This is a genomic window from Siminovitchia thermophila (assembly GCF_016909185.1).
GTDB lineage: Bacteria > Bacillota > Bacilli > Bacillales > Bacillaceae_C > Siminovitchia > Siminovitchia thermophila.
The window spans coordinates 46,604-66,315 of sequence record NZ_JAFBFH010000030.1; the positions used below are offsets into that span (position 1 = coordinate 46,604).

The window sequence follows — 19,712 nt, forward strand, 5'->3', positions numbered from 1 at the left end:
GGTCCCGGATGTTTTAATCTTCTTCTTTCGCTAAGAGAAAATCAGTGTCTATCTCTTCAAAATCTTCATCATCCAATTCCTCAACCCAATCATCTTCTTCATCATCACATGCGCATTTATCCGGGTAGATTGCGACACACACTTTTGTTTCGCCAATTACTTCGACAAGCAATTCTCTCTCCGCATTGACCAATATTTTGTTTCCTTTCTTTGAAATCGTTGCTTCGACACAGTTAGGCTGTTGGAGTACTTTGACTGAAACGATTTTATCATCCAAACAATCTGGATCACGGTATTTCAGCTTGATTACGTCTTTATAATCAACTTTTTCCGTGACAACTGATGTTTTTGTATTGTCGTGATGGGAATACCAAATATTAAGATCAAAAGATCCGAAAATTTCTGCTTGATTTCCGACCTTTCGCGCTTCATATTTATGATTGATAGCCCAACAGCCCAGTATGCTCGAAGGATGGTACGGCGGTGAGATCGTATGGTTGGACTGTGTATATTTACGTCCTTTCGCTACGACCGCTTTCGTTATAATTTCTCTATGATCTGCCATTCGAGCGAAACCTCCTCATTCATGATCACTTCATCGTATGCATCGGCCTAGACTCATGTGCTTATTTTTGACCGTGCATCCCCGCCTAAAATAGGCAGTTTTCCTGGTGAATACATCATATGTCTTTGTTTACATATGGGTGTTGTTGGAGGCTCACTTTCTTGCAACAGCATATTTTATAAAATGTTTGATCCTTACTGCTTGCTAGTTGCCCTGACCTCGTGTGGGGAACTTACTAGCCCGGTGAATGCTCAATCAAGCCCGAATATGCGGCCATTCGAGACAAGAAGTTTTACTGTAAAAGAAAAACCGCCATCCGAAGAATGGCGGGTCGCTTATTGGCAACTGGAAGTGCTGTTTTTAATTTTTGATCCTGTTTCTCCCGTCAGCAGATCACCGCCGGTGGAGACCAGAATTTCGTCTGTTACCTTATTGGAGATGGCAGTTGCAACAAGCTGTAATAAATCATTGACATCTGTTTGCGACTGTTTAAATTCCTGAACGATGGGAATCTCATCTAGTTCTTTTTCCAAGTTCTCAATTTTTTCTTCTACAAGCTTCAATGCACGTTCTTTTCCGTAATGTTGGAAGTTCACTGCCTGCTTCTGTAAGCTTTTAATGCTGGCAATCATCTCTCTTACCTTTTGGTTTTCATTGATTTGTGCCTCTGCCCGCTTGAAAAAATCAACTTCCTCCGTATCGGCAATCATCTTTGCCAATTCATGAGCTTGATTTACGATATCGTCTTTTGTGTATTTAGCCATTACAATTCACCTCAACCGCTTCTCTTTCTTCAACCATCACTCCGTCAAGCGTCCATGTTTTTGCTTCGTTGATTTTTACATGGACCAGTTGGCCGATCGCTGATTTAGGACCTTTAAAGTTTACCAGTTTATTTTTTCTTGTATAACCCGATAATATATCGGGGTTTGTTTTGCTTTCTCCTTCTACAAGCACTTCGACAATCTGGCCTTCATACTTTTTCATCGCTTTGGCGGAAAACTCATTAACGAGCTGATTTAGGCGCTGGAGTCGTTCTTTTTTTACTTCCATCGAAACATTATCTTTCATCCGGGCAGCCGGCGTGCCTTCACGCGGCGAATAAATGAACGTATAAGCAGTCTCAAAGCCCACTTCCCGATACAGCGACAATGTTTCCTCGAACTGTTCATCTGTTTCATTGGGGAAGCCAACGATAATATCCGTGGATAACGCCACATCTGGTATAGCCGCTTTAATCTTTCTCACAAGCTCCAGGAATTGTTCACGTGTATAAACGCGGCCCATGATTTTTAAAATGTCACTGGAACCAGATTGCACAGGAAGATGAATATGTTCAACCAAGTTTCCTTTTTTGGCCAAGACCTCGATTAACCGATCATCAAAATCACGCGGATGACTTGTTGTAAAGCGAATTCTTGGAATATCTACTTTCCTGAGGTCATCCATTAAATCTCCAAGTCCATATTCCATATCATCGAAATCTTTGCCATACGCATTGACATTTTGTCCAAGCAACGTAATTTCTTTATATCCTTGGGCCGCCAACTGGCGGACTTCCTGAATAATATCTTCGGGGCGCCGGCTTCTTTCTTTTCCGCGAGTGTACGGAACGATGCAATACGTGCAAAATTTATCACAGCCATACATAATGTTAACCCAAGCTTTAATATTGCCCATGCGCACTTTAGGAAGGTTTTCGATGATGTCCCCTTCTTTGGACCAGACTTCAATAACCATTTCCTTAGACATATACGCTTCGTTTAAAATTTGTGGAAGCCGGTGAATATTATGAGTTCCAAAGATCATGTCCACAAAATGGTGTTTTTGCAGAATTCGGTTTACTACCGATTCCTCCTGGGACATACAGCCGCATACCCCGATGAGAAGATCCGGTTTTTCCAATTTCAACGGTTTTAAGTGACCCAGCTCACCAAACACTTTGTTTTCGGCATTTTCCCGAATAGCACAAGTGTTTAAAAGAATGACATCGGCATCTTCGATTGTTTCCGTATGGCGGTAGCCTAGCTCCATAAAGATACCAGCCATTACTTCCGTATCATGTTCGTTCATTTGGCATCCATACGTACGGATGTAAAACTTTCTCCCCTGTCCGATTTCGCGAAGCTCATCTGGAATTTCAAAGTCTTTATGGTACTCAATTTCTTCCCTGCCTCTTTTTCTCGCATCTTTCAGGGAAGGTGGCATATAGACAGTTTGGAAATATTGGCTGTAATCCTTCTCTTGTTTTTGGAAGGACGTTTGCTGCTTTGCTTGCTGGCTTTCCAAACGTTGTTTTTCGTTCATAAAAATCCCCTTTCTAATCACTAAAGACAAGGTGCCATGTGAATGGCAGATTCTATATCAAAATGTATCAAGCACGAATGTAAGTGTTAACCCTTATTTATCCATACATTCTAATAGTATAATCTCTTTTGGGGATGAATACAACAGAAGGCTATGATTGTTGGCCATTTTTCGAAAAAACAAGGACGTTTAAAAACAATCGAGCGAAGCGGCTGCCAAGTTATCCGGATACAAGTTCACCACGCCGAATAAGCTTTTCTTATTTCCAACCCAATAAAAAAAGGCTCATAGAAGAGCCCTTATTTTGAATCTCTGTTCCCATTCTCCATTAAATTTTTGCCACCACTGTAAAGGCCGCTTGCGGAGAGTCCGAACATCAGGCCAATAATGATGCCTTCTTTTATATTATCTGCCAGAAGAAAAACACCGAATACGAGCCCTATAAGGATGGCTGCCAATGGTGAAAATTTTGCTGGAAGCCCATATATTTTTAACAACTGCACGATTCCGACGATTAATGGAACAATGGCAACATTATACGGTTCAAACATGTTACACACTTCCTTTTTTGCCTTCTTGTTCCTTGTCATGGTTTGCGAAATACTTGTACTATATGTATACGTAAATGAAGCGGTTTTTGCACTGTACAAAAGATTATTTTCTTCCCAGGCATCTGCCCGAATTCCAATATTTAGTTATTTGGTCAATAAAAAAAGCTGCTCCCCTAAAAGTGAAGCCAGCTCAAATTGCCTTGTATGGGACGTTTTATTTATATTATCTCGGTTCCACAATCAACTTTATGGCCGTCCGTTCTTCCCCATCAATCAATATGTCTGTAAACGCTGGAATACAAATTAAATCTACTCCCGCCGGGGCGACAAATCCTCTTGCAATCGCAACTGCTTTTACTGCCTGATTTAATGCCCCCGCTCCAATTGCCTGAATCTCCGCGCCGCCTCTTTCGCGCAGAACGCCCGCTAATGCGCCCGCCACGGAATTTGGGTTGGATTTTGCTGAAACTTTTAAGATCTCCATCTACTGTTCCTCCTTGTCATTTCCCCATATCGATCGCATGAGTGAATGCAATCGCGGTAGACCTTTCCATTTTTACTATATTCGGTCGCAGGCGGAACTATTCCGGTTTGTCCGAAACATGTGGAAGCGTATTACTTGACTGTCAGCCAGCAAAAAAAGGCGTGTCGTCGTTGATTAATATTCTTTCAATGGAAGTCGCTTTACCAGAATTTTTATTGATTTGAATGATACAGGCACTCAACTGCTTTCGTCCGCTATTTGGCACTTCAAACCTGGCCGGCAACCCAGTAATAAAACGATAAATGACTGCATCTTTTTCCATACCCAGAATGCCATCGTAGGGACCCGTCATGCCTACATCCGACAAATAGGCCGTACCCCCTGGTAAAATCCGGTTATCGGCGGTCTGAACATGTGTATGTGTGCCAATTACAGCCGTCACCTTGCCATCAAGGAACCAACCCATTGCCTGTTTCTCGCTCGTTGCTTCCGCGTGGAAATCGACAAATATTATATCCGTGCGATTTTTTGCCTCAAACACTAACTCCTCGGCTTTTTGGAACGGACATTCGAGAGGGGTCATAAATGTCCGGCCTTGCAAATTAATCACCGCTGCTTCTACATCATTTATTCTGACATAAGCGATTCCTGTTCCTGGGGCCTGAGGAAAATTAGCCGGTCTGACCATGTACTTGGCCCGATCAATAAATTCAAATATATTTTTATTATCCCATGCATGATTGCCGAGAGTAACGACATTGGCCCCCGCTTCAAGCAGCTGTTTATATATCTCTTCCGTAATTCCTCTTCCCCCGGCACTGTTTTCTCCATTCACGATCGTAAGATGAGGTCGGAAATGGCTTTTCAGTTTCGGCAAGTATTCCTTTACCATTTTTCTTCCTGGAGCACCAACTACATCTCCAACAAATAAAATATTCATGTAAACTCCTCTATCCTTTAAATTAAACGTTTTGCCCTGTCTATGTCCGCATCGGTTACATGTTTCCCGACTTAAGTTTTCCCGCGAACTTACGAGCCCATACTCTGGTGTGCTCTTTCCACAGAAAAAGCGGTGTGATGTCACACCGCTTTATTTTGCATATTCAACTGCTCTCGTTTCTCGAATAACAGTAACTTTTATGTGGCCCGGATAGTCAAGGTCTTCCTCAATTCTTTTCCGAATATCACGTGCAAGTCGATGGGCCTCCAAATCGTTGATCTGTTCCGGCTTGACAATGATTCGAACTTCTCTTCCAGCCTGAATGGCAAAAGATTTTTCTACACCATCATACGATTCCGAAATCTCTTCCAGCTTTTCAAGTCGTTTAATATAGCTTTCCAATGTCTCACTGCGGGCTCCCGGCCTTGCGGCAGATAACGCATCTGCAGCAGCAACCAATACAGATATGATGGATGTTGGCTCGGTGTCCCCATGGTGGGAGGCAATACTGTTAATAACAACAGGATGCTCCTTATATTTGGTACCCAGTTCAATTCCGATTTCTACGTGGCTGCCTTCCACTTCATGGTCGATGGCTTTCCCGATATCGTGCAACAGTCCGGCACGACGAGCCAGCGCTTCATCCTCACCAAGTTCTGCAGCGAGCAGCCCGGATAAATGAGCAACTTCCATTGAATGTTTCAGAACATTTTGTCCGTAGCTCGTCCGGTATTTTAAGCGACCGAGAATTTTGATCAAATCAGGATGCAGGCCATGAACTCCAACTTCAAAAGTGGTTTGTTCCCCGACTTCCCGAATATGTTCATCAACCTCGCGCCTTGCTTTTTCAACCATTTCTTCGATTCGGGCTGGGTGGATGCGTCCGTCTTGTACAAGCTTTTCGAGTGCGATTCTAGCAGTTTCCCGCCTGATTGGGTCAAAGCCTGACAGTATTACCGCTTCCGGTGTGTCATCGATAATCAAGTCTATGCCCGTCAATGTTTCAAGAGTTCGGATGTTCCTGCCTTCCCGGCCGATAATCCGCCCCTTCATTTCATCGTTTGGCAAGTTGACCACTGACACAGTCGTTTCGGCAACATGGTCGGCTGCACAACGCTGGATTGCAAGCGAAAGAATGTTTTTCGCCTTTTTGTCCGCTTCTTCCTTGGCTCGCGTTTCACTTTCTTTTATCATTAAAGCAGTGTCATGAGCCAACTCTTTGTTAAGACTTTCTAAAAGAAGTGACTTCGCTTCCTCGCGTGTTAGTCTCGAAATGCGTTCTAATTCCGCTTTTTGCTGGCGGATCATTTCATCCACTTTGCTTTCCATCTCTTCAATATGTTGTTGTCTTTCATTAAGAGAGTCCTCTTTCTTTTCAAGCTGGTCTTCACGCTTGGCAAGAGTATCATCTTTTCTGTCGAGGTTCTCCTCCTTTTGCAATAAGCGATTTTCCTGTTTTTGCAATTCAGCTCGTCTTTCACGAAGTTCTCGTTCAGTTTCAATACGAAGTTTGTGATTTTCATCCTTCGCTTCCAACAAGGCTTCCTTTTTCAAAGATTCTGCTTCACGCTTTGCATCTTCCAATATTTGTGTTGCAGAACCTTGGGCGCCTGTTATCTTTGCTTGAGCAAATGTTTTAAAGATGAAATAGGCAACAACTACACCGACGATAAGGGTAAGCAAAATGGAGATGATGAATATGGTTGAATCCATGATTTCACCCCCTCTTGCTATAAACTTGTATCATGCAATCTAACTGTCGGCTGGTACATTGTTACAAAGCTTTCAATATACAGAGCCAAGCTCAAATTTCACGTGAAAAAAATTTGTAAAATATACAAGTTAATTTTAAAGGTGTGGACAACTATTGTCAAGGGATGGCTCCTTGTTCACCAGTAAAAGATGAAACCGCCTTCTTTTTTGCATTGAAAAACTTTCGCTTTTAACAAGAAGGGGGATGAACCCGGATAAAGATTGATGTAAAGATATATTACAGAATTTCAAACTTTCACCCTTGTTTTGTAATGTCCGCCAATCATTGTTGTGAGGGTTCGCCTTCCTTTTTGGAACCCTCATGCGCAGAGTTTCGTACCTCTCACTAACGAGTCGCTACAAGACAATGACAGTATACGTTCGTTTGATCAGCCGTTACACGGTTTTTGACGTGAACAGGCTTTCTTTTATGCCAGCTCTGATTTTCCTTCCTCAAGTTCCCGGTCGATTTTTTCTCTGCTCGGTATGTGAACAGCCGAATGACGACAGTTCTGAGCGGTTTGCACCTGAGGGGCATAAGAACGCCTGCGGGCCGCTATGAGCATTGTGCAGATCAACGAGATCTCACCAGCTAAAAACGGGAGCCTTTCTTTTTAACAGCTCCCATTTGAATAAAGCTTGGATGGAGTCTCATCTTGCCGAACTCACCTTGCATCGTCCTTTCTAACCGATTGGCTCGAATGGAGTCGTCCCCAAATCGGGAGTTGGGTCCATGCAACATCTCGGCACACACTGTTAAGTTCTTTATCACTTTAACGTTCACATCTTCGGACTTGTATCCTCTATTCTGCAAGATCACTAGGCGAAAAACAAAAACAGCAAAGCCGGCGCTCTGCTGTTGAAAGGATCAATCTAACAGTGTTAATTCTTCCTGTTCTTCTTCATTATCTGCTTTTACTTCATCCAAGCCGTGATGGTTGCGGATTTTCACCATAATTTCATCCCGCAAATCTTCATTCTCGCGCAGAAACTGCTTGGCGTTTTCACGTCCTTGCCCAAGCCGCTCATCGTTATATGAATACCACGCCCCGCTTTTTTGAATAATATCCAGCTCGGATCCCATGTCGATAATTTCTCCTTCACGGGAAATGCCTTCTCCATACATAATATCTACTTCGGCTACACGGAAAGGAGGCGCCACTTTGTTTTTGACAATTTTAATCTTCGTCTTCGTTCCAACTACATCCTGTCCTTGCTTAAGCTGCTCGGCACGACGGACTTCAAGCCGGACCGAAGAATAAAACTTCAAAGCCCGTCCACCAGGTGTCGTTTCCGGATTACCGAACATGACGCCCACTTTCTCCCTAATTTGGTTAATAAATATGGCGATCGTCTTAGACTTATTGATTGCTCCGGAAAGCTTTCTGAGGGCCTGGGACATGAGCCGCGCCTGCAAACCAACGTGGGAATCCCCCATTTCTCCTTCAATTTCCGCTTTTGGCACGAGAGCGGCAACCGAGTCAATGACGATCATTTCAATGGCTCCGCTTCGTACAAGAGCTTCCGCTATCTCAAGCGCCTGCTCACCTGTATCCGGCTGGGATAAAAGCAGCTCATCTATGTTAACGCCCAGCTTTTGGGCATAAACCGGATCAAGCGCATGCTCGGCATCAATAAAAGCCGCCTGCCCCCCGCGAGCTTGGGCTTCCGCAATCGCGTGAAGCGCAACAGTCGTTTTACCCGAACTTTCAGGCCCGTAAATTTCAATGACCCTTCCTCTCGGGTATCCGCCAACACCGAGTGCAATATCTAAAGCCAACGAACCGCTGGGAATCGTCGAGATTTTACGATCAGTCTGCTCCCCCAGCTTCATGATAGAACCTTTTCCAAATTGCTTTTCTATTTGCTTTAAAGCCATATCAAGTGCAGCTTGTCTATCACTCACAAATTTTCCTCCTCGTATTTATCATGATCAATGGTGTGTTATATCAGTTCGAACTGATCTTATTATACCTTTTTTTCAAACCATTGCCAAGGAAAAAGCGAACATTCATTCTGGTATTTTTCTAGGCTGTTTTCTTGCAAAATTACAATTTGATGATACGAATATTGATTTTTAACGGAATAAAACAGTATAAATCTTAATTTTTGATGATATTAAAAAATGTTCCGCGGGCTTTAAAATGAAAGAGGGAGCGTCCATAGGGATGAAAATCCTATATATGGGACAGCCTGCTTCGAGTACAATTCATCTGGTCTCGCGACGAGTTTTCCTTTATCTTTAATAGCATCACGGGCACGAAGGCTGATGATCGGATTCACGAGCATAGCCACTATTGTTCCAAAGCAGCCAAAAGGGGGCGAGGGTGTTTTTGGGACACAATCAAGGCAAAGCGGCCACGTGAACTCGAAAAGGTACACGTGGAATTTTGGGGCTTGTACAATGGCGATAACTTCTTGAAATCCATCTCCACCAGCTACTTCAGAGGAATCCTGCAAAATCAACTCAGGTCTTGAAGCGGGAGTACCTTACATGCGGGATAAAGTGAAACTTCATTCAGTAGGGAGTTTTCTTCCATCTCCTGCTGAATGCTAGTTGAACCAATCGGGCATTTAGGTGCCGTTTTCTTTATATTCACTCAAGATTTTGAAGCGGGAGTCTTACGGCACCTTACATGCGGGATAAATGGCCCAGTGTATCATACGCAAGCTTTTAGCGTCGTCAAAATAGGTAGACTCCTGCGGGAATAGCTCGACTGAAAATCCCGCAGGAAAGCGACCTTTGCTTTCCGAGGAAGCTGAAGAGACCTGCGGAAAGCGAAATATGTTGACGTAGCGATGATCGGGATTTTTTTAACACAAATAAACCGAACAATCATAAATGAATTGTTCGGTTATTTCGTATTTGCTTATGTCCCAGCCCCAACGCCTTCATTATTGACTATTATTGCCTGTTACTCGCTCTTACTAGTCAATTTTCCGACTTTTTTGTAATTCTTTTAATAAGTGATAGCAACCCATTTTTACTGAACGTTTGCGATTTCCGTTGCGGGTTCCGGCCATTTTGGCAAGCAATGCCTTCGCTGGCTGGTCTTTAAAAGCAATGCCGATCCAGACTGTTCCCGCCGGATGGCCTTCAAGTGAATCAGGGCCTGCAACTCCGGTAAAACTGATTCCGATATCCGCACCAAGAGCTTCGCGGACGTTTGAAGCAAGCTCTGCCGCACATTGTTCGCTGACGGCGCCATGCTTTTCAATTGTTTCCGGCTTAACATTGCAAAGCTTGATTTTTGCTTTATTGGAATAACAGACAATCCCGCCAAGCAGCATGGTGCTTACACCAACAACTGATGTCATTTCCGACTGGAACAAGCCGCCGGTCAAACTTTCTGCTGCGGCAATGGTCAACTGGCGCTCTTCAAGCAATTTCAGCAATTCAGCCATGAGGGAAGTATCATCATATCCGTAAAAATATTCCCCCACTCTCTCTAATATTCGTTTTTCAATATCATCCAGCATCGAAACCGCCATGACTTCTTGTTCATGCCTGGCCGTAATTCTAATCGTCACTTCACCAGCACCGGCAAGCGGGGCCACGGTCGGATTGGATTGCGATTCTATCAGATCCGAAAGCTCATGGGCTATTTGTGATTCACCAATATTAAAAAAACGAAGAACCCGCGATTCAATGCGCTCCTGTTGTTCAAGCTGGTCCAAGATGGCTTCTCGACCGTAAATCCTGAACATCGGTTTCATTTCATGCGGAGGACCCGGCAACAACATGTAGTACTTCGAGTCATTTTGCAGGAATATCCCGGGGGCCATTCCGTGTTCATTCGGAAGAACTTTTCCCCCCTCAATAACATCTGCTTGTTTTTTATTATTCGGAGTCATCTTTCTTCCAGTCCGCTCAAAGTATTCCTGGATCTTTTTCCAAGCGTATTCATCGGTTGTCAGTTGTTTGCCAAGGTGCTTGGCGACAATTTCTTTCGTCAAATCGTCTTGAGTCGGACCCAGCCCACCCGTAAAAATCAGAAGATCGGCTCTTGTTTCGGCCTGTCTGATTGCCTGAACAAGCCGGTCGGGGTTATCGCCAACGACTGTATGAAAATATACATTCACACCAATTTCCGCCAATTGTTGCGACAAATATTGGGCGTTTGTATTGGCAATTTGTCCAAGTAATAGCTCCGTTCCCACTGCAATGATTTCCGCTTTCATTCATTGATCACTTCCTGTCATTTCGAATGTTTAAAGATGCTCCGATTTATATGAAAGTACTCATAACCTGACCAAACAGTAAAGATAAGGGAAATATACAGCATAATATCCGCAAACGGGAAGTTGATTGCCGAAAATGGTATGTTATGAAGAAGCAAGGCACTGATGGCAACAATTTGCGTCCATGTTTTAATTTTCCCAAGCATGTTGGCCGCGACCACTTCCCCAGATCCCGCCAGAATCAATCGCAGCCCCGTAACGGCAAACTCGCGGCTTATAATCGTTATTACGACCCAGGATGGAGCCAAGTGCATTTCAACGAGTACGATTAACGCGGCGGAAACGAGCAGTTTGTCGGCAAGGGGATCGAGAAATTTTCCCAAGTTCGTAACGAGTTTTAACTTTCGTGCAAAATATCCGTCAATCCAATCCGTGATGGAAGCGATAATAAATACAACAGCACCGACAATATGAGCCGCTTTTATTTCGGTCCCAAATATATGCCAGCTTCCCCATTCAAACGGTACAAGCATTAATATAAGGAAGACGGGGATTAATAAAATTCTTGCTACGGTTATTTTGTTAGGTAAATTCATCTATAATGTCCTCCCATCAAGAAAAGCTTCAGGCGCCTGAAGCTAACCAGGCGATTTGTGTCCATTTTTTTATACGATCCAGTCTGACAAAAAATAGCCGCTTTTAAGCGGCTGCTTCGCTACAAGATCACTCTCCCTTTTCAAATTGGATTTGAATATCTTGTTTTACATGTTGCTCTGGTGAATTCTCATACTCCAGCTTCTCCCCATTTACATAAATTTCCGTATCCAACGCTCGTCCAGCGACGATATATGCTTGAGTTTGTTCTGTCAAATCGAAGCTTTGGCTTTCTCCGTTTTTTAGCATTCCTTGAAACAGGGTTTGGTTGCTGCCATCTCTGATACTTACCCATGTCTCGCCGGTTGTAGTCGCACTGACCTTCAATTCGAATTTTTCGGCTTTGGACAGCTTATATGTTGTTACGCTGCCAGATACACCTTCGGCAGTTATACTTTGGGTTTCGGAGCTGTTATTATCTTTGTCCTCTTTGTCCTTTTTGTCTTTTTTATCTTCTTTGTCTTCTTTGTTTTGACCGTCCTCTTTGTTGTCTTTGCCTGAACCTTTTTCCTTGTCTTCCTTGTTAGCAGGCTGTTCGGGAGGAGTGATATCATCAGATTCTTCTATATCAACTGCTTGATCTTCTTTATTTCCTTCTGGCTGGTCAGCTGTATTAATGGACTTTGTAAAGAAATTCCAGATCAAGAAAAGTGTAGCGACCACAACAACTGTTGCTATGATCTTAGGCAAATACTTTAATAATTTGTTTGCACTTGCCGGCATGGAACTTCGGGACTGCACCCGGGAAAGCTGCTCTGTTAAATCTTCTTCATATGCAGCGGGAATTTCAGAACGATATTCTTCAAACAGTTCTTCAGGAGATAAACCAACTGCTTCAGCGTATTGCTTAATAAATGCCCGGGCATAAAATTTTCCCGGCATTATATCATAATTACCTTCTTCAATCCCAATCAAATACTTTTTTTGGATTTTTGTCATTGATTGAAGTTGTTCCAAACTGATTCCCTTTTCTTCACGAGCCATTCTCAGACGGCTCCCTAATTCAGTCAAAGCAAACACCACCAATCCTAAAAATCAAATCCGCCGAAACCGCCCATTCCTTGATTAGGAAAAAAGTTGTGCTTATTAACGGTTTCATATGTAATCTCTTCTTCCGGGTTGTTGCGCAGTTCAATAATGTAGTCAAAATCTTCAATGGAATACTCGGAATGTTCAACAAAAATATCCGGGTGCTCGATTACTTTGACTGCAGGCAGGCTCATAATTTCCCTGACTAGCTGCAAATGCCGCTCGTCCGCCCTTCTTCTGGAAACGATCCCGTCTATAATGAAAATGTTATTTTCATTATATTCATCTTTGATTAACTCTTTGCGGATCGTCTGCTTTAACAAGGTGGATGAAACAAACAGCCACTTTTTATTTGCACAGACACTTGCTGCAACAACCGATTCTGTTTTGCCGACTCGCGGCATTCCCCGGATCCCAATAAGTTTATGGCCTTTCTCTTTAAACAATTCGGCCATAAAATCGACAAGAATTCCAAGCTCATCTCTAACAAAGCGGAATGTTTTCTTATCATCGTGATCCCTTTGTATATAACGTCCATGACGGACTGCCAGCTTATCTCTTAATTTAGGTTCCCTCATTTTTCTTACTTTAATCGTTTCTACGGTTTCCAATATAGATTGAAGGCGGATAATTTGATCTTCGTTTTGCGCCCGAATCAGCAATCCACGCCGCCCGCTGTCTATCCCGTTAATACTGACAATATTAATGGAGAGCATGCCTAAAAGGGATGAAATATCCCCTAACAAACCAGGCCGGTCAATTTTGATCTCATATTCTAAATACCATTCTTTTCGGTCCATCTTTTTACAGCTCCTCAAAACGAAAAATGCCCCAACCATTCATTTCTAGCTTATATCATATCTGATTTTTATTAAAGTTAAAAGAAAAAAATGACGAAAAAAAAAGAGAGGAGTACGTCCTCTCTATGCTTCATCAGTGAGTGCTGTTATTTTCAACCAGCTTAACCATTACACGCGCGATGGCTTGTTGCTCCTCTTCAGACGCAACTGACCACAAATCTGATAACACTCTTTCCTGTTCATTTTTAGGATCAACTTGCTTTGCTAAATAGTCCCCAACCTGATGCGCCATTTGGTTAATAATCTCATCTGACATTCCTTGCCGTTGTGCTTGGTCTAGGCGGTCTCCGAGAAAGTTTTTCCATTGTTCCCAGTTTTCAAGTACTGACATGATCAAATGCCTCCTTCACTAAATTCGTACAATGTTATTATTTGTCACTTTACATGAATTATTCATGAATTTGGCATCGGCCGCAAAATGTCAAGTATACCAGCCGCCGTTCACAGCAATGACTTGTCCGGTTATGTAGGATGCCCTGCTTGATAATAAAAATGCTGCCGCTTCGGCGACTTCTTCCGGCCTTCCAAGCCTTCTCATCGGAATCTCTTCTTTCAGCTGTTCGAGTTCATCACTTGTAAAATGCTTTAACATATCGGTTCTGACGGCCCCGGGAGCAATACAATTTACGTTTAAACCATTGCTGGCCACTTCCTTGCTCAAAGCCTTTACGAAAGAAATCTGCGCCCCTTTGACAGTTGAATACAACACCTCACAAGCGGCGCCTGTCTGGCCCCAAATAGAACTGATTAATACAATTTGTGAAGCGTTGTTTCGCATCAGCTTTGGCAGCAAATGTCTGATTAGTGCAATTGGACTTTTTACGTGAAGTTGAATGGTTTGTTCCACCGTTTCATCATCAAGTTCTGTAAAAAGCCCAAAGGGAGCGTTTCCACTCGAATAAACAATAGCTTGAATATCGAAAATATTGTCAATCAGCTTTTGACAACCTCCGGCCTTTTCTAAATTTGCTTGAACAGGTATCATTTCAACTTCATGATATTCAGCAATTTCTTTCATAAGGGCTTTGATTTTTTCTTCATTCCTATGATAATGTAAATACAGATTCCAACCTTCTTTCGCCAATATTTTTGCGGTAGATGCTCCAATGCCTCCGCTTGCCCCCGTAATTAAAGCAAATTTTTTCATTAACATCTTTCCTTTCCGCTTAGGCGCTAATTCAGATGATTTTCCTCAAAAAATATACCTCTCCTTTCCAACAAAAGAGCCTGGCGCTAGCCAGGCCTTAACTGCCTTTTGGTATTACTTGGCAAACCGATATGCGGTCTTCGGAAAAAAATTGTTGCGCTGCGGTCACAGCATCGTTATGTGTAATGTTTTCTATAACAGGAAGCACTTCAAATAAATTGGAGTTGTTAAATGCATATCGGGTAAACTGGTTGGCGATAAATTCCGGTGAGTTCAAAGATCTTAAAAAGCCGCCAATCCGCTTCTTTTTGGCTCTTTCAAGCATCTCCTCCGTCAAGTAGGCCGATACATCCCCAAGCAAGATTTCATTAAGCCGCTTCGTCAAACGATCGGGGTCCCTTGTATCCCCCCCTATAATCGCAAACCCGAAGCTGTCTTCCTGTGTAAAATCATATTGAAACGTTTCGTCAATGAGCCCTTCATTATAAAGTGACTCGTAATGGCTTGAACTTTTGCTGAACAATGTATCAAGCAGCAAATTCATCACCACTTCTGTTTTAAGCAATTGTTTCCCCTCTGTCTCGGGTTGCATGGCTTTTACGCCTACTAAGCATTTGGCTGTCTGAACATCCATTTGCAAAACTTGTTTCTTTTTGGCGACAGTGGGTGGTTCATCCTCAAAGTGGCGTACAATATCAGCCGCTTTTTCAAATTGCTTTTTGCTTTGATCCGCGCGAATAAATTCCATCATTTCCTGTGGATCAACCGGACCGGTAATAAATAGCAGCATGTTGCTTGGGTGATAAAAAGTCTTATAGCATAGATATAAAAGATCGGCTGTAATCTCGGAAATGGATTCGATCGTACCGGCAATATCGATTTTTACAGGGTGGTTGTGGTACATGTTTTCAATGACCCCAAAATAAACCCTCCAATCGGGATTGTCATCGTACATCGTTATTTCCTGGCCGATGATGCCTTTTTCTTTTTCAACTGTTTTTTCGGTAAAGTAAGGCTCCTGGACCATATGAATAAGTGTTTCCAGGTTTTGCTTCACATTTGAGGTGCTGGAAAATAAATAGGCTGTCCGTGTAAATGACGTAAATGCATTGGCAGAAGCTCCCTGCTTACTAAACAATTGGAATACATCGCCATCTTCTTTCTCAAACATCTTATGTTCCAAAAAGTGGGCGATTCCATCGGGTACGGTTTGCAGTTGTTGACCGTTGAGCGGAATAAAGGTGTTGTCGATTGATCCGTACTTTGTCGTAAATGTGGCAAATGTTTTATTGAAACCTGGCTTTGGCAAAATATACACATCCAAGCCGTTTTCCAACGTTTCGTAATAAATGGTTTCCTTTAACTGCTCGAAAACAAGTGTCTTCATCATTTCTCCCCCTTTCCGCCTGTCAAAAAGTATATCGTATCCAATTGTACTTTTTTAGCGACGGCAACGACATCATCTTTCGTCGTGTTGGCCACTTCATGAATCCAGTCTTCCGGTTTAATGTTTGCCCGGGCAATGACGTTATGGTAAAGGACTTCAACCAGTCCTCTAGATGTATCGATCGCTTCAAGGAATTGGTTTTTGATCACTGCCTTTGTCTGTTCCATTTCTTGTTCTGTAAAATTTCCGGATTTCATGGAAGTCATTTGTTCGTGGATGATCGTTGTTGCCTGTTCGTAATTTTTATCATCAATTCCGGCCATCACCATGAGCAGCCCTTTATGACTTTCAATCCGGCTGGCCGCATAATAGGCCAAGTGTGCTTTTTCACGTACATTGATGAATAATTTTGAGTGGGGGAATCCTCCGAAAATGCCGTTAAACATTTGCAAATGGAAATAGTCCCTATGACCGTAGCGGATATTTGTACGATACCCGATATTTAATTTCCCCTGCTTTACATCCAGTCTTTCCACAATCGTTTTCAAATCCCTGTCCGGTTGCCCGCCTTCCGCATCAATGGTCTTTGGCGCGCGGTCTGTAAAGCTTATCTGTTCACAATATGTTTCAGCTTCCTCGCGGTCAATATCCCCGATAATATAAAGATCCAGCTCATCTTCCGCCAGGGCTTTTTCATAGTATTGATATAGAGATTCAGGTGTTATCTCATCTATCCGTTCCGCTTCTCCATGAACAAAAAGCGCGTATCGCTCTCCCTTGCACATTTCTTCGGTCAAACGGACGCTGGCATAACGCATTTTATCATCGTAAACAGATGTGATCCGCTGTTTTAAATTCCGCTTTTCTTTCTCGACTGTTTCCGAATCAAAAGCATTGTTAGTAGCATTTGGATGTAATAAGACTTCTTTGAGCAAAACCACGGCTTTTTGCAGCAGCGGCTCACTTCCTTGTAAATAAGCCTCATTCGCAATTTCAATGGTAAAAGTGATAATATGATATTCCCCTTTTTTGGCTAAATCCACTTGAAGCGTTGCTCCGTATAAATCATCCAAATAGGAGCGCAAGCTTGCCGTCGTTGGATGGTTTTTCGTCCCGCTTTGCAATACTTGCGGCAACAGCGCCCGCAAAGTGACTGTGTCCTGCTCTAAAGGAGCCTTCATTTTCCAGATAAACGTATTCGTTTTAAATTTATCTGTTTTTATCAAATGTAAAGTATATCCATTTATTTTTACTGTTTCTTCCTGGAGCAGCGCCATTCGCCACGCCTCCTTTTTACAATGAAAATAGGGCTTAAAATTGAAAAAACTTCCTCATGCATATCGTATGCCTTATTCCTTGGGGATATACAGCCTTGAACGTTTATGATGTCTGTTCCTCTGTCTGTTTCGGTATTAGTACTGCTCGAGGTTTACTCCCCTCATATGGACCTACTATTCCCCGAGCCTCCATTTCATCAATCAGTCTGGCAGCCCTCGTATAACCGATTCTGAATCGGCGTTGGAGCATGGAAACAGAGGCTGTCTGCATCTCCGCAATCAGTTGAACGGCATCTTCATAAAGCTCGTCCTCCACTTCAGCAGCTGTTTCCGGAATATCTTCCGGGATCATCTCTTCCTGATACTGTGCTTTTTGCTGGGATATCACAAATTCGACGACATTTTCAACCTCTTTGTCAGATAAAAATGCTCCCTGCACACGAACAGGCTTGGATGCGCCGACCGGCAGAAATAACATATCCCCCCTGCCAAGCAATTTTTCCGCCCCACCTGTATCAAGAATTGTTCTCGAATCGGTTTGCGAGGATACGGCAAACGCAATACGCGAAGGGATATTTGCCTTGATGACGCCGGTAATAACGTCCACAGATGGTCGTTGTGTGGCGATAATCAAATGAATTCCTGCGGCCCGGGCCATTTGGGCGAGCCGAGTGATCGAATCCTCCACATCATTAGAAGCCACCATCATTAAATCGGCGAGTTCGTCGACGATGACGACAATGTAAGGTAAAAGCGGCTGTTTGTCCTCCATTTTCACATTCATACGGTTGACGAACTCATTATAGCCTTCAATATTTCTAGTCCCGGTATGGGAAAACAGTTCATAACGTCTTTCCATTTCGCTGACTACTTTTTTCAGCGCCTGTGATGCTTTGCGGGCATCCGTAACAACAGGGGCAAGCAAATGGGGAATACCATTATAAACATTTAATTCCACCATCTTGGGGTCAATCATCATCATTTTCACTTCATGCGGCTTTGCCCTCATTAAAATGCTTGTAATGATCCCGTTAATACATACGCTTTTCCCGCTTCCCGTTGCCCCGGCTACGAGAAGATGCGGCATTTTATTCAGCTCTGCTACCACCGCCTCGCCCGTTATGTCCCTGCCTAAGCCAATTTGCAGCTTCGCTTCGGGCTTTTGGTGTTGTTTCGACTCCAGTACTTCCCTTAGCGATACGACGGCAACTTCCGAATTCGGCACTTCTATGCCAATTGCCGACTTTCCCGGAATGGGGGCTTCAATTCTTATATCTTTTGCCGCCAACGCCAGGGCTAAGTCGTCACTGAGGCTTACAATCCGGCTTACCTTTACACCTGCGTCCGGATGAACCTCATATTTTGTTACCGCCGGCCCCAAATGAACTTGCGTGACACGTGCTTTTACACCGAAGCTCTGAAATGTTTTTTCAAGTTTTGCCGCATTTGAATGGATTAATTTGTACTCGCTTCTTTGGTCGGCTGCTTTCGGCCTTACAAGCAAAGAGTTGGGGGGAAGCTTATAATCTTTATTTTCCACTTCTGTAAAAGTAAGAGGTTGTGATATGTCTTCGTCCGCCGTGTTTTCCTGTTTTGGCTTCACCGGCTTTTCGCTCTCCGTCACCATTGGCTGATCATGCGCAGCCGGATCTCGTTCCGTAAAACTCGATATAATGGGTTCCACTTCTTCCTCGACATCTTTTTTCACAATATCCTCGTTTTGTACCACTGTTTCATTTGCTTTTTCATCTTCTTTTCTCGCTCTTTTTTCTGCCTTTTCCGCCCTCCACTCTTTCAGGTCGTTTTTAAATGCCGCCCATTGTTTCTTAAAGAATGCCAGGCTCTTGAGGCCTGCCGCTTCAATAAATCCTCCAATCGATTTGCCTGTCAAGAGTAATACGCCTGTAAAGATGAGAAAAAAGCTGATGATTTTCGTTCCGGTTGTGTCAAATAGTAAATGAGACCCCGAAAACAAAACGGCGCCGATCATCCCGCCGCCAAGGTCATTTGTCGATGTTTCATTTTGGATGATTTGCATGAAAAGGGAATATGTATTTTTAATCACACTGGCGTTGTCCAGCAGCCCTTTTTCCGACATAAATCCGAATAGCCTGATATGAGAAAACAAAAGTACGCTCGACAATATGAAATAGATGCCAATGAGCCTTCCCTTAAAAAAGGGCGGCCATTCCCTTTTAACAACAAAAAAAGCGGCCATATACAGTACCCAAAGCATCCCGGCCATATACCATTCGCCAAGGAAAAAGTAAAAGAAGTTGTGTATTCCTCGCCCGACCGCTCCCAATTTCACGATGGAAATTAAGCATAACGCGAATAACGCGATACCTGCGAGTTCAAATTGTAAGATCCGTTTCAATTTATTCGCTTTTCGACTTCTTTTTTTTCGTTTTGCCATCTTATTCACCTTGCGATCATTAAAAAATAAAGTGAAACTTCATTTCTTGGTATGCCTTTCCCAAGAAATGTTAGTTGAACCAATCGGGCATTTAGGTGCCGTTTTCTCACACTTGGACCTTTTGTATTCACTCAAGATTTTGAAGTGGGAGCCTTACGGCA

The 19,712-nt window shown here is 43.1% G+C and carries 17 protein-coding genes; all 17 read right to left on the reverse strand.

Annotated elements, in window-relative coordinates; genetic code table 11:
• Nucleotides 1-13 precede the first annotated feature (13 nt).
• The 17 genes from cotE to JOC94_RS17545 all read right to left on the reverse strand — a co-directional run bounded on the left by cotE (nt 14) and on the right by JOC94_RS17545 (nt 19,551).
• The gene (gene cotE, locus JOC94_RS17465) at nt 14-565 is read right to left on the reverse strand and encodes an outer spore coat protein CotE (protein ID WP_077111661.1); all 552 of its coding nucleotides are present in this window, start codon (nt 563-565) and stop codon (nt 14-16) included.
• Between the two features lie 335 nt (nt 566-900).
• On the reverse strand, nt 901-1,329 hold the full coding sequence (locus tag JOC94_RS17470) for a RicAFT regulatory complex protein RicA family protein (protein WP_077111662.1): 429 nt from the start codon (nt 1,327-1,329) through the stop codon (nt 901-903).
• Entirely contained in the window at nt 1,322-2,872 is a 1,551-nt protein-coding gene (gene miaB / locus JOC94_RS17475) for a tRNA (N6-isopentenyl adenosine(37)-C2)-methylthiotransferase MiaB (RefSeq protein ID WP_077111663.1), read from the reverse strand. Before miaB ends, JOC94_RS17470 begins: the two co-directional genes overlap by 8 nt.
• Nucleotides 2,873-3,171: 299 nt before the next feature.
• A complete protein-coding gene (locus JOC94_RS17480) occupies nt 3,172-3,423 on the reverse strand; it encodes a hypothetical protein (RefSeq protein WP_077111664.1) in 252 nt (83 codons plus the stop codon).
• Between the two features lie 223 nt (nt 3,424-3,646).
• On the reverse strand, nt 3,647-3,907 hold the full coding sequence (gene spoVS / locus JOC94_RS17485) for a stage V sporulation protein SpoVS (protein WP_077111665.1): 261 nt from the start codon (nt 3,905-3,907) through the stop codon (nt 3,647-3,649).
• A 142-nt stretch (nt 3,908-4,049) separates the two neighbouring features.
• Nucleotides 4,050-4,847, reverse strand: coding sequence for a TIGR00282 family metallophosphoesterase (locus tag JOC94_RS17490; protein WP_077111666.1), 798 nt, complete (start codon nt 4,845-4,847; stop codon nt 4,050-4,052).
• Between the two features lie 150 nt (nt 4,848-4,997).
• The gene (rny, locus tag JOC94_RS17495; protein WP_077111667.1) at nt 4,998-6,560 is read right to left on the reverse strand and encodes a ribonuclease Y; all 1,563 of its coding nucleotides are present in this window, start codon (nt 6,558-6,560) and stop codon (nt 4,998-5,000) included.
• 907 nt (nt 6,561-7,467) lie between these two features.
• Nucleotides 7,468-8,505 carry a recombinase RecA gene (gene recA / locus JOC94_RS17500; RefSeq protein ID WP_077111668.1) on the reverse strand — a complete coding sequence of 346 codons (1,038 nt, stop codon included), beginning with the start codon at nt 8,503-8,505 and terminating at the stop codon, nt 7,468-7,470.
• 1,022 nt (nt 8,506-9,527) lie between these two features.
• Nucleotides 9,528-10,781, reverse strand: a complete 1,254-nt coding sequence (locus JOC94_RS17505) for a competence/damage-inducible protein A (RefSeq protein WP_205179987.1) — start codon at nt 10,779-10,781, stop codon at nt 9,528-9,530.
• Nucleotides 10,782-10,798: 17 nt separating this feature from the next.
• The gene (pgsA, locus tag JOC94_RS17510; RefSeq protein WP_077111670.1) at nt 10,799-11,377 is read right to left on the reverse strand and encodes a CDP-diacylglycerol--glycerol-3-phosphate 3-phosphatidyltransferase; all 579 of its coding nucleotides are present in this window, start codon (nt 11,375-11,377) and stop codon (nt 10,799-10,801) included.
• 127 nt (nt 11,378-11,504) lie between these two features.
• A complete protein-coding gene (locus tag JOC94_RS17515) occupies nt 11,505-12,458 on the reverse strand; it encodes a helix-turn-helix domain-containing protein (protein ID WP_328799809.1) in 954 nt (317 codons plus the stop codon).
• A 5-nt stretch (nt 12,459-12,463) separates the two neighbouring features.
• Nucleotides 12,464-13,264, reverse strand: coding sequence for a DUF3388 domain-containing protein (locus JOC94_RS17520; protein WP_077111672.1), 801 nt, complete (start codon nt 13,262-13,264; stop codon nt 12,464-12,466).
• Nucleotides 13,265-13,397: 133 nt separating this feature from the next.
• Complete coding sequence (locus JOC94_RS17525) at nt 13,398-13,655, reverse strand: DUF3243 domain-containing protein (RefSeq protein ID WP_077111673.1); 258 nt, start codon at nt 13,653-13,655, stop codon at nt 13,398-13,400.
• 90 nt (nt 13,656-13,745) lie between these two features.
• Nucleotides 13,746-14,471 carry an elongation factor P 5-aminopentanone reductase gene (ymfI, locus tag JOC94_RS17530; RefSeq protein ID WP_205179991.1) on the reverse strand — a complete coding sequence of 242 codons (726 nt, stop codon included), beginning with the start codon at nt 14,469-14,471 and terminating at the stop codon, nt 13,746-13,748.
• A 97-nt stretch (nt 14,472-14,568) separates the two neighbouring features.
• Nucleotides 14,569-15,858, reverse strand: coding sequence for an EF-P 5-aminopentanol modification-associated protein YfmH (gene yfmH, locus JOC94_RS17535; protein WP_205179997.1), 1,290 nt, complete (start codon nt 15,856-15,858; stop codon nt 14,569-14,571).
• Nucleotides 15,858-17,135 carry an EF-P 5-aminopentanol modification-associated protein YfmF gene (gene yfmF / locus JOC94_RS17540; protein ID WP_205179993.1) on the reverse strand — a complete coding sequence of 426 codons (1,278 nt, stop codon included), beginning with the start codon at nt 17,133-17,135 and terminating at the stop codon, nt 15,858-15,860. Before yfmF ends, yfmH begins: the two co-directional genes overlap by 1 nt.
• A 103-nt stretch (nt 17,136-17,238) precedes the next feature.
• On the reverse strand, nt 17,239-19,551 hold the full coding sequence (locus tag JOC94_RS17545; RefSeq protein WP_205179995.1) for an FtsK/SpoIIIE family DNA translocase: 2,313 nt from the start codon (nt 19,549-19,551) through the stop codon (nt 17,239-17,241).
• Nucleotides 19,552-19,712 lie beyond the last annotated feature (161 nt).

Bases quoted from the DNA above. Each gene is read 5' to 3' on its own strand.
- yfmH (WP_205179997.1), bottom strand. From the start codon at position 15,858: ATGAAGACACTTGTTTTCGAGCAGTTAAAGGAAACCATTTATTACGAA.
- cotE (WP_077111661.1), bottom strand. From the start codon at position 565: ATGGCAGATCATAGAGAAATTATAACGAAAGCGGTCGTAGCGAAAGGA.
- miaB (WP_077111663.1), bottom strand. From the start codon at position 2,872: ATGAACGAAAAACAACGTTTGGAAAGCCAGCAAGCAAAGCAGCAAACG.
- rny (WP_077111667.1), bottom strand. From the start codon at position 6,560: ATGGATTCAACCATATTCATCATCTCCATTTTGCTTACCCTTATCGTC.
- JOC94_RS17480 (WP_077111664.1), bottom strand. From the start codon at position 3,423: ATGTTTGAACCGTATAATGTTGCCATTGTTCCATTAATCGTCGGAATC.
- ymfI (WP_205179991.1), bottom strand. From the start codon at position 14,471: ATGAAAAAATTTGCTTTAATTACGGGGGCAAGCGGAGGCATTGGAGCA.
- JOC94_RS17545 (WP_205179995.1), bottom strand. From the start codon at position 19,551: ATGGCAAAACGAAAAAAAAGAAGTCGAAAAGCGAATAAATTGAAACGG.
- JOC94_RS17505 (WP_205179987.1), bottom strand. From the start codon at position 10,781: ATGAAAGCGGAAATCATTGCAGTGGGAACGGAGCTATTACTTGGACAA.
- pgsA (WP_077111670.1), bottom strand. From the start codon at position 11,377: ATGAATTTACCTAACAAAATAACCGTAGCAAGAATTTTATTAATCCCC.
- JOC94_RS17470 (WP_077111662.1), bottom strand. From the start codon at position 1,329: ATGGCTAAATACACAAAAGACGATATCGTAAATCAAGCTCATGAATTG.
- JOC94_RS17490 (WP_077111666.1), bottom strand. From the start codon at position 4,847: ATGAATATTTTATTTGTTGGAGATGTAGTTGGTGCTCCAGGAAGAAAA.
- yfmF (WP_205179993.1), bottom strand. From the start codon at position 17,135: ATGGCGCTGCTCCAGGAAGAAACAGTAAAAATAAATGGATATACTTTA.
- JOC94_RS17525 (WP_077111673.1), bottom strand. From the start codon at position 13,655: ATGTCAGTACTTGAAAACTGGGAACAATGGAAAAACTTTCTCGGAGAC.
- spoVS (WP_077111665.1), bottom strand. From the start codon at position 3,907: ATGGAGATCTTAAAAGTTTCAGCAAAATCCAACCCAAATTCCGTGGCG.
- JOC94_RS17520 (WP_077111672.1), bottom strand. From the start codon at position 13,264: ATGGACCGAAAAGAATGGTATTTAGAATATGAGATCAAAATTGACCGG.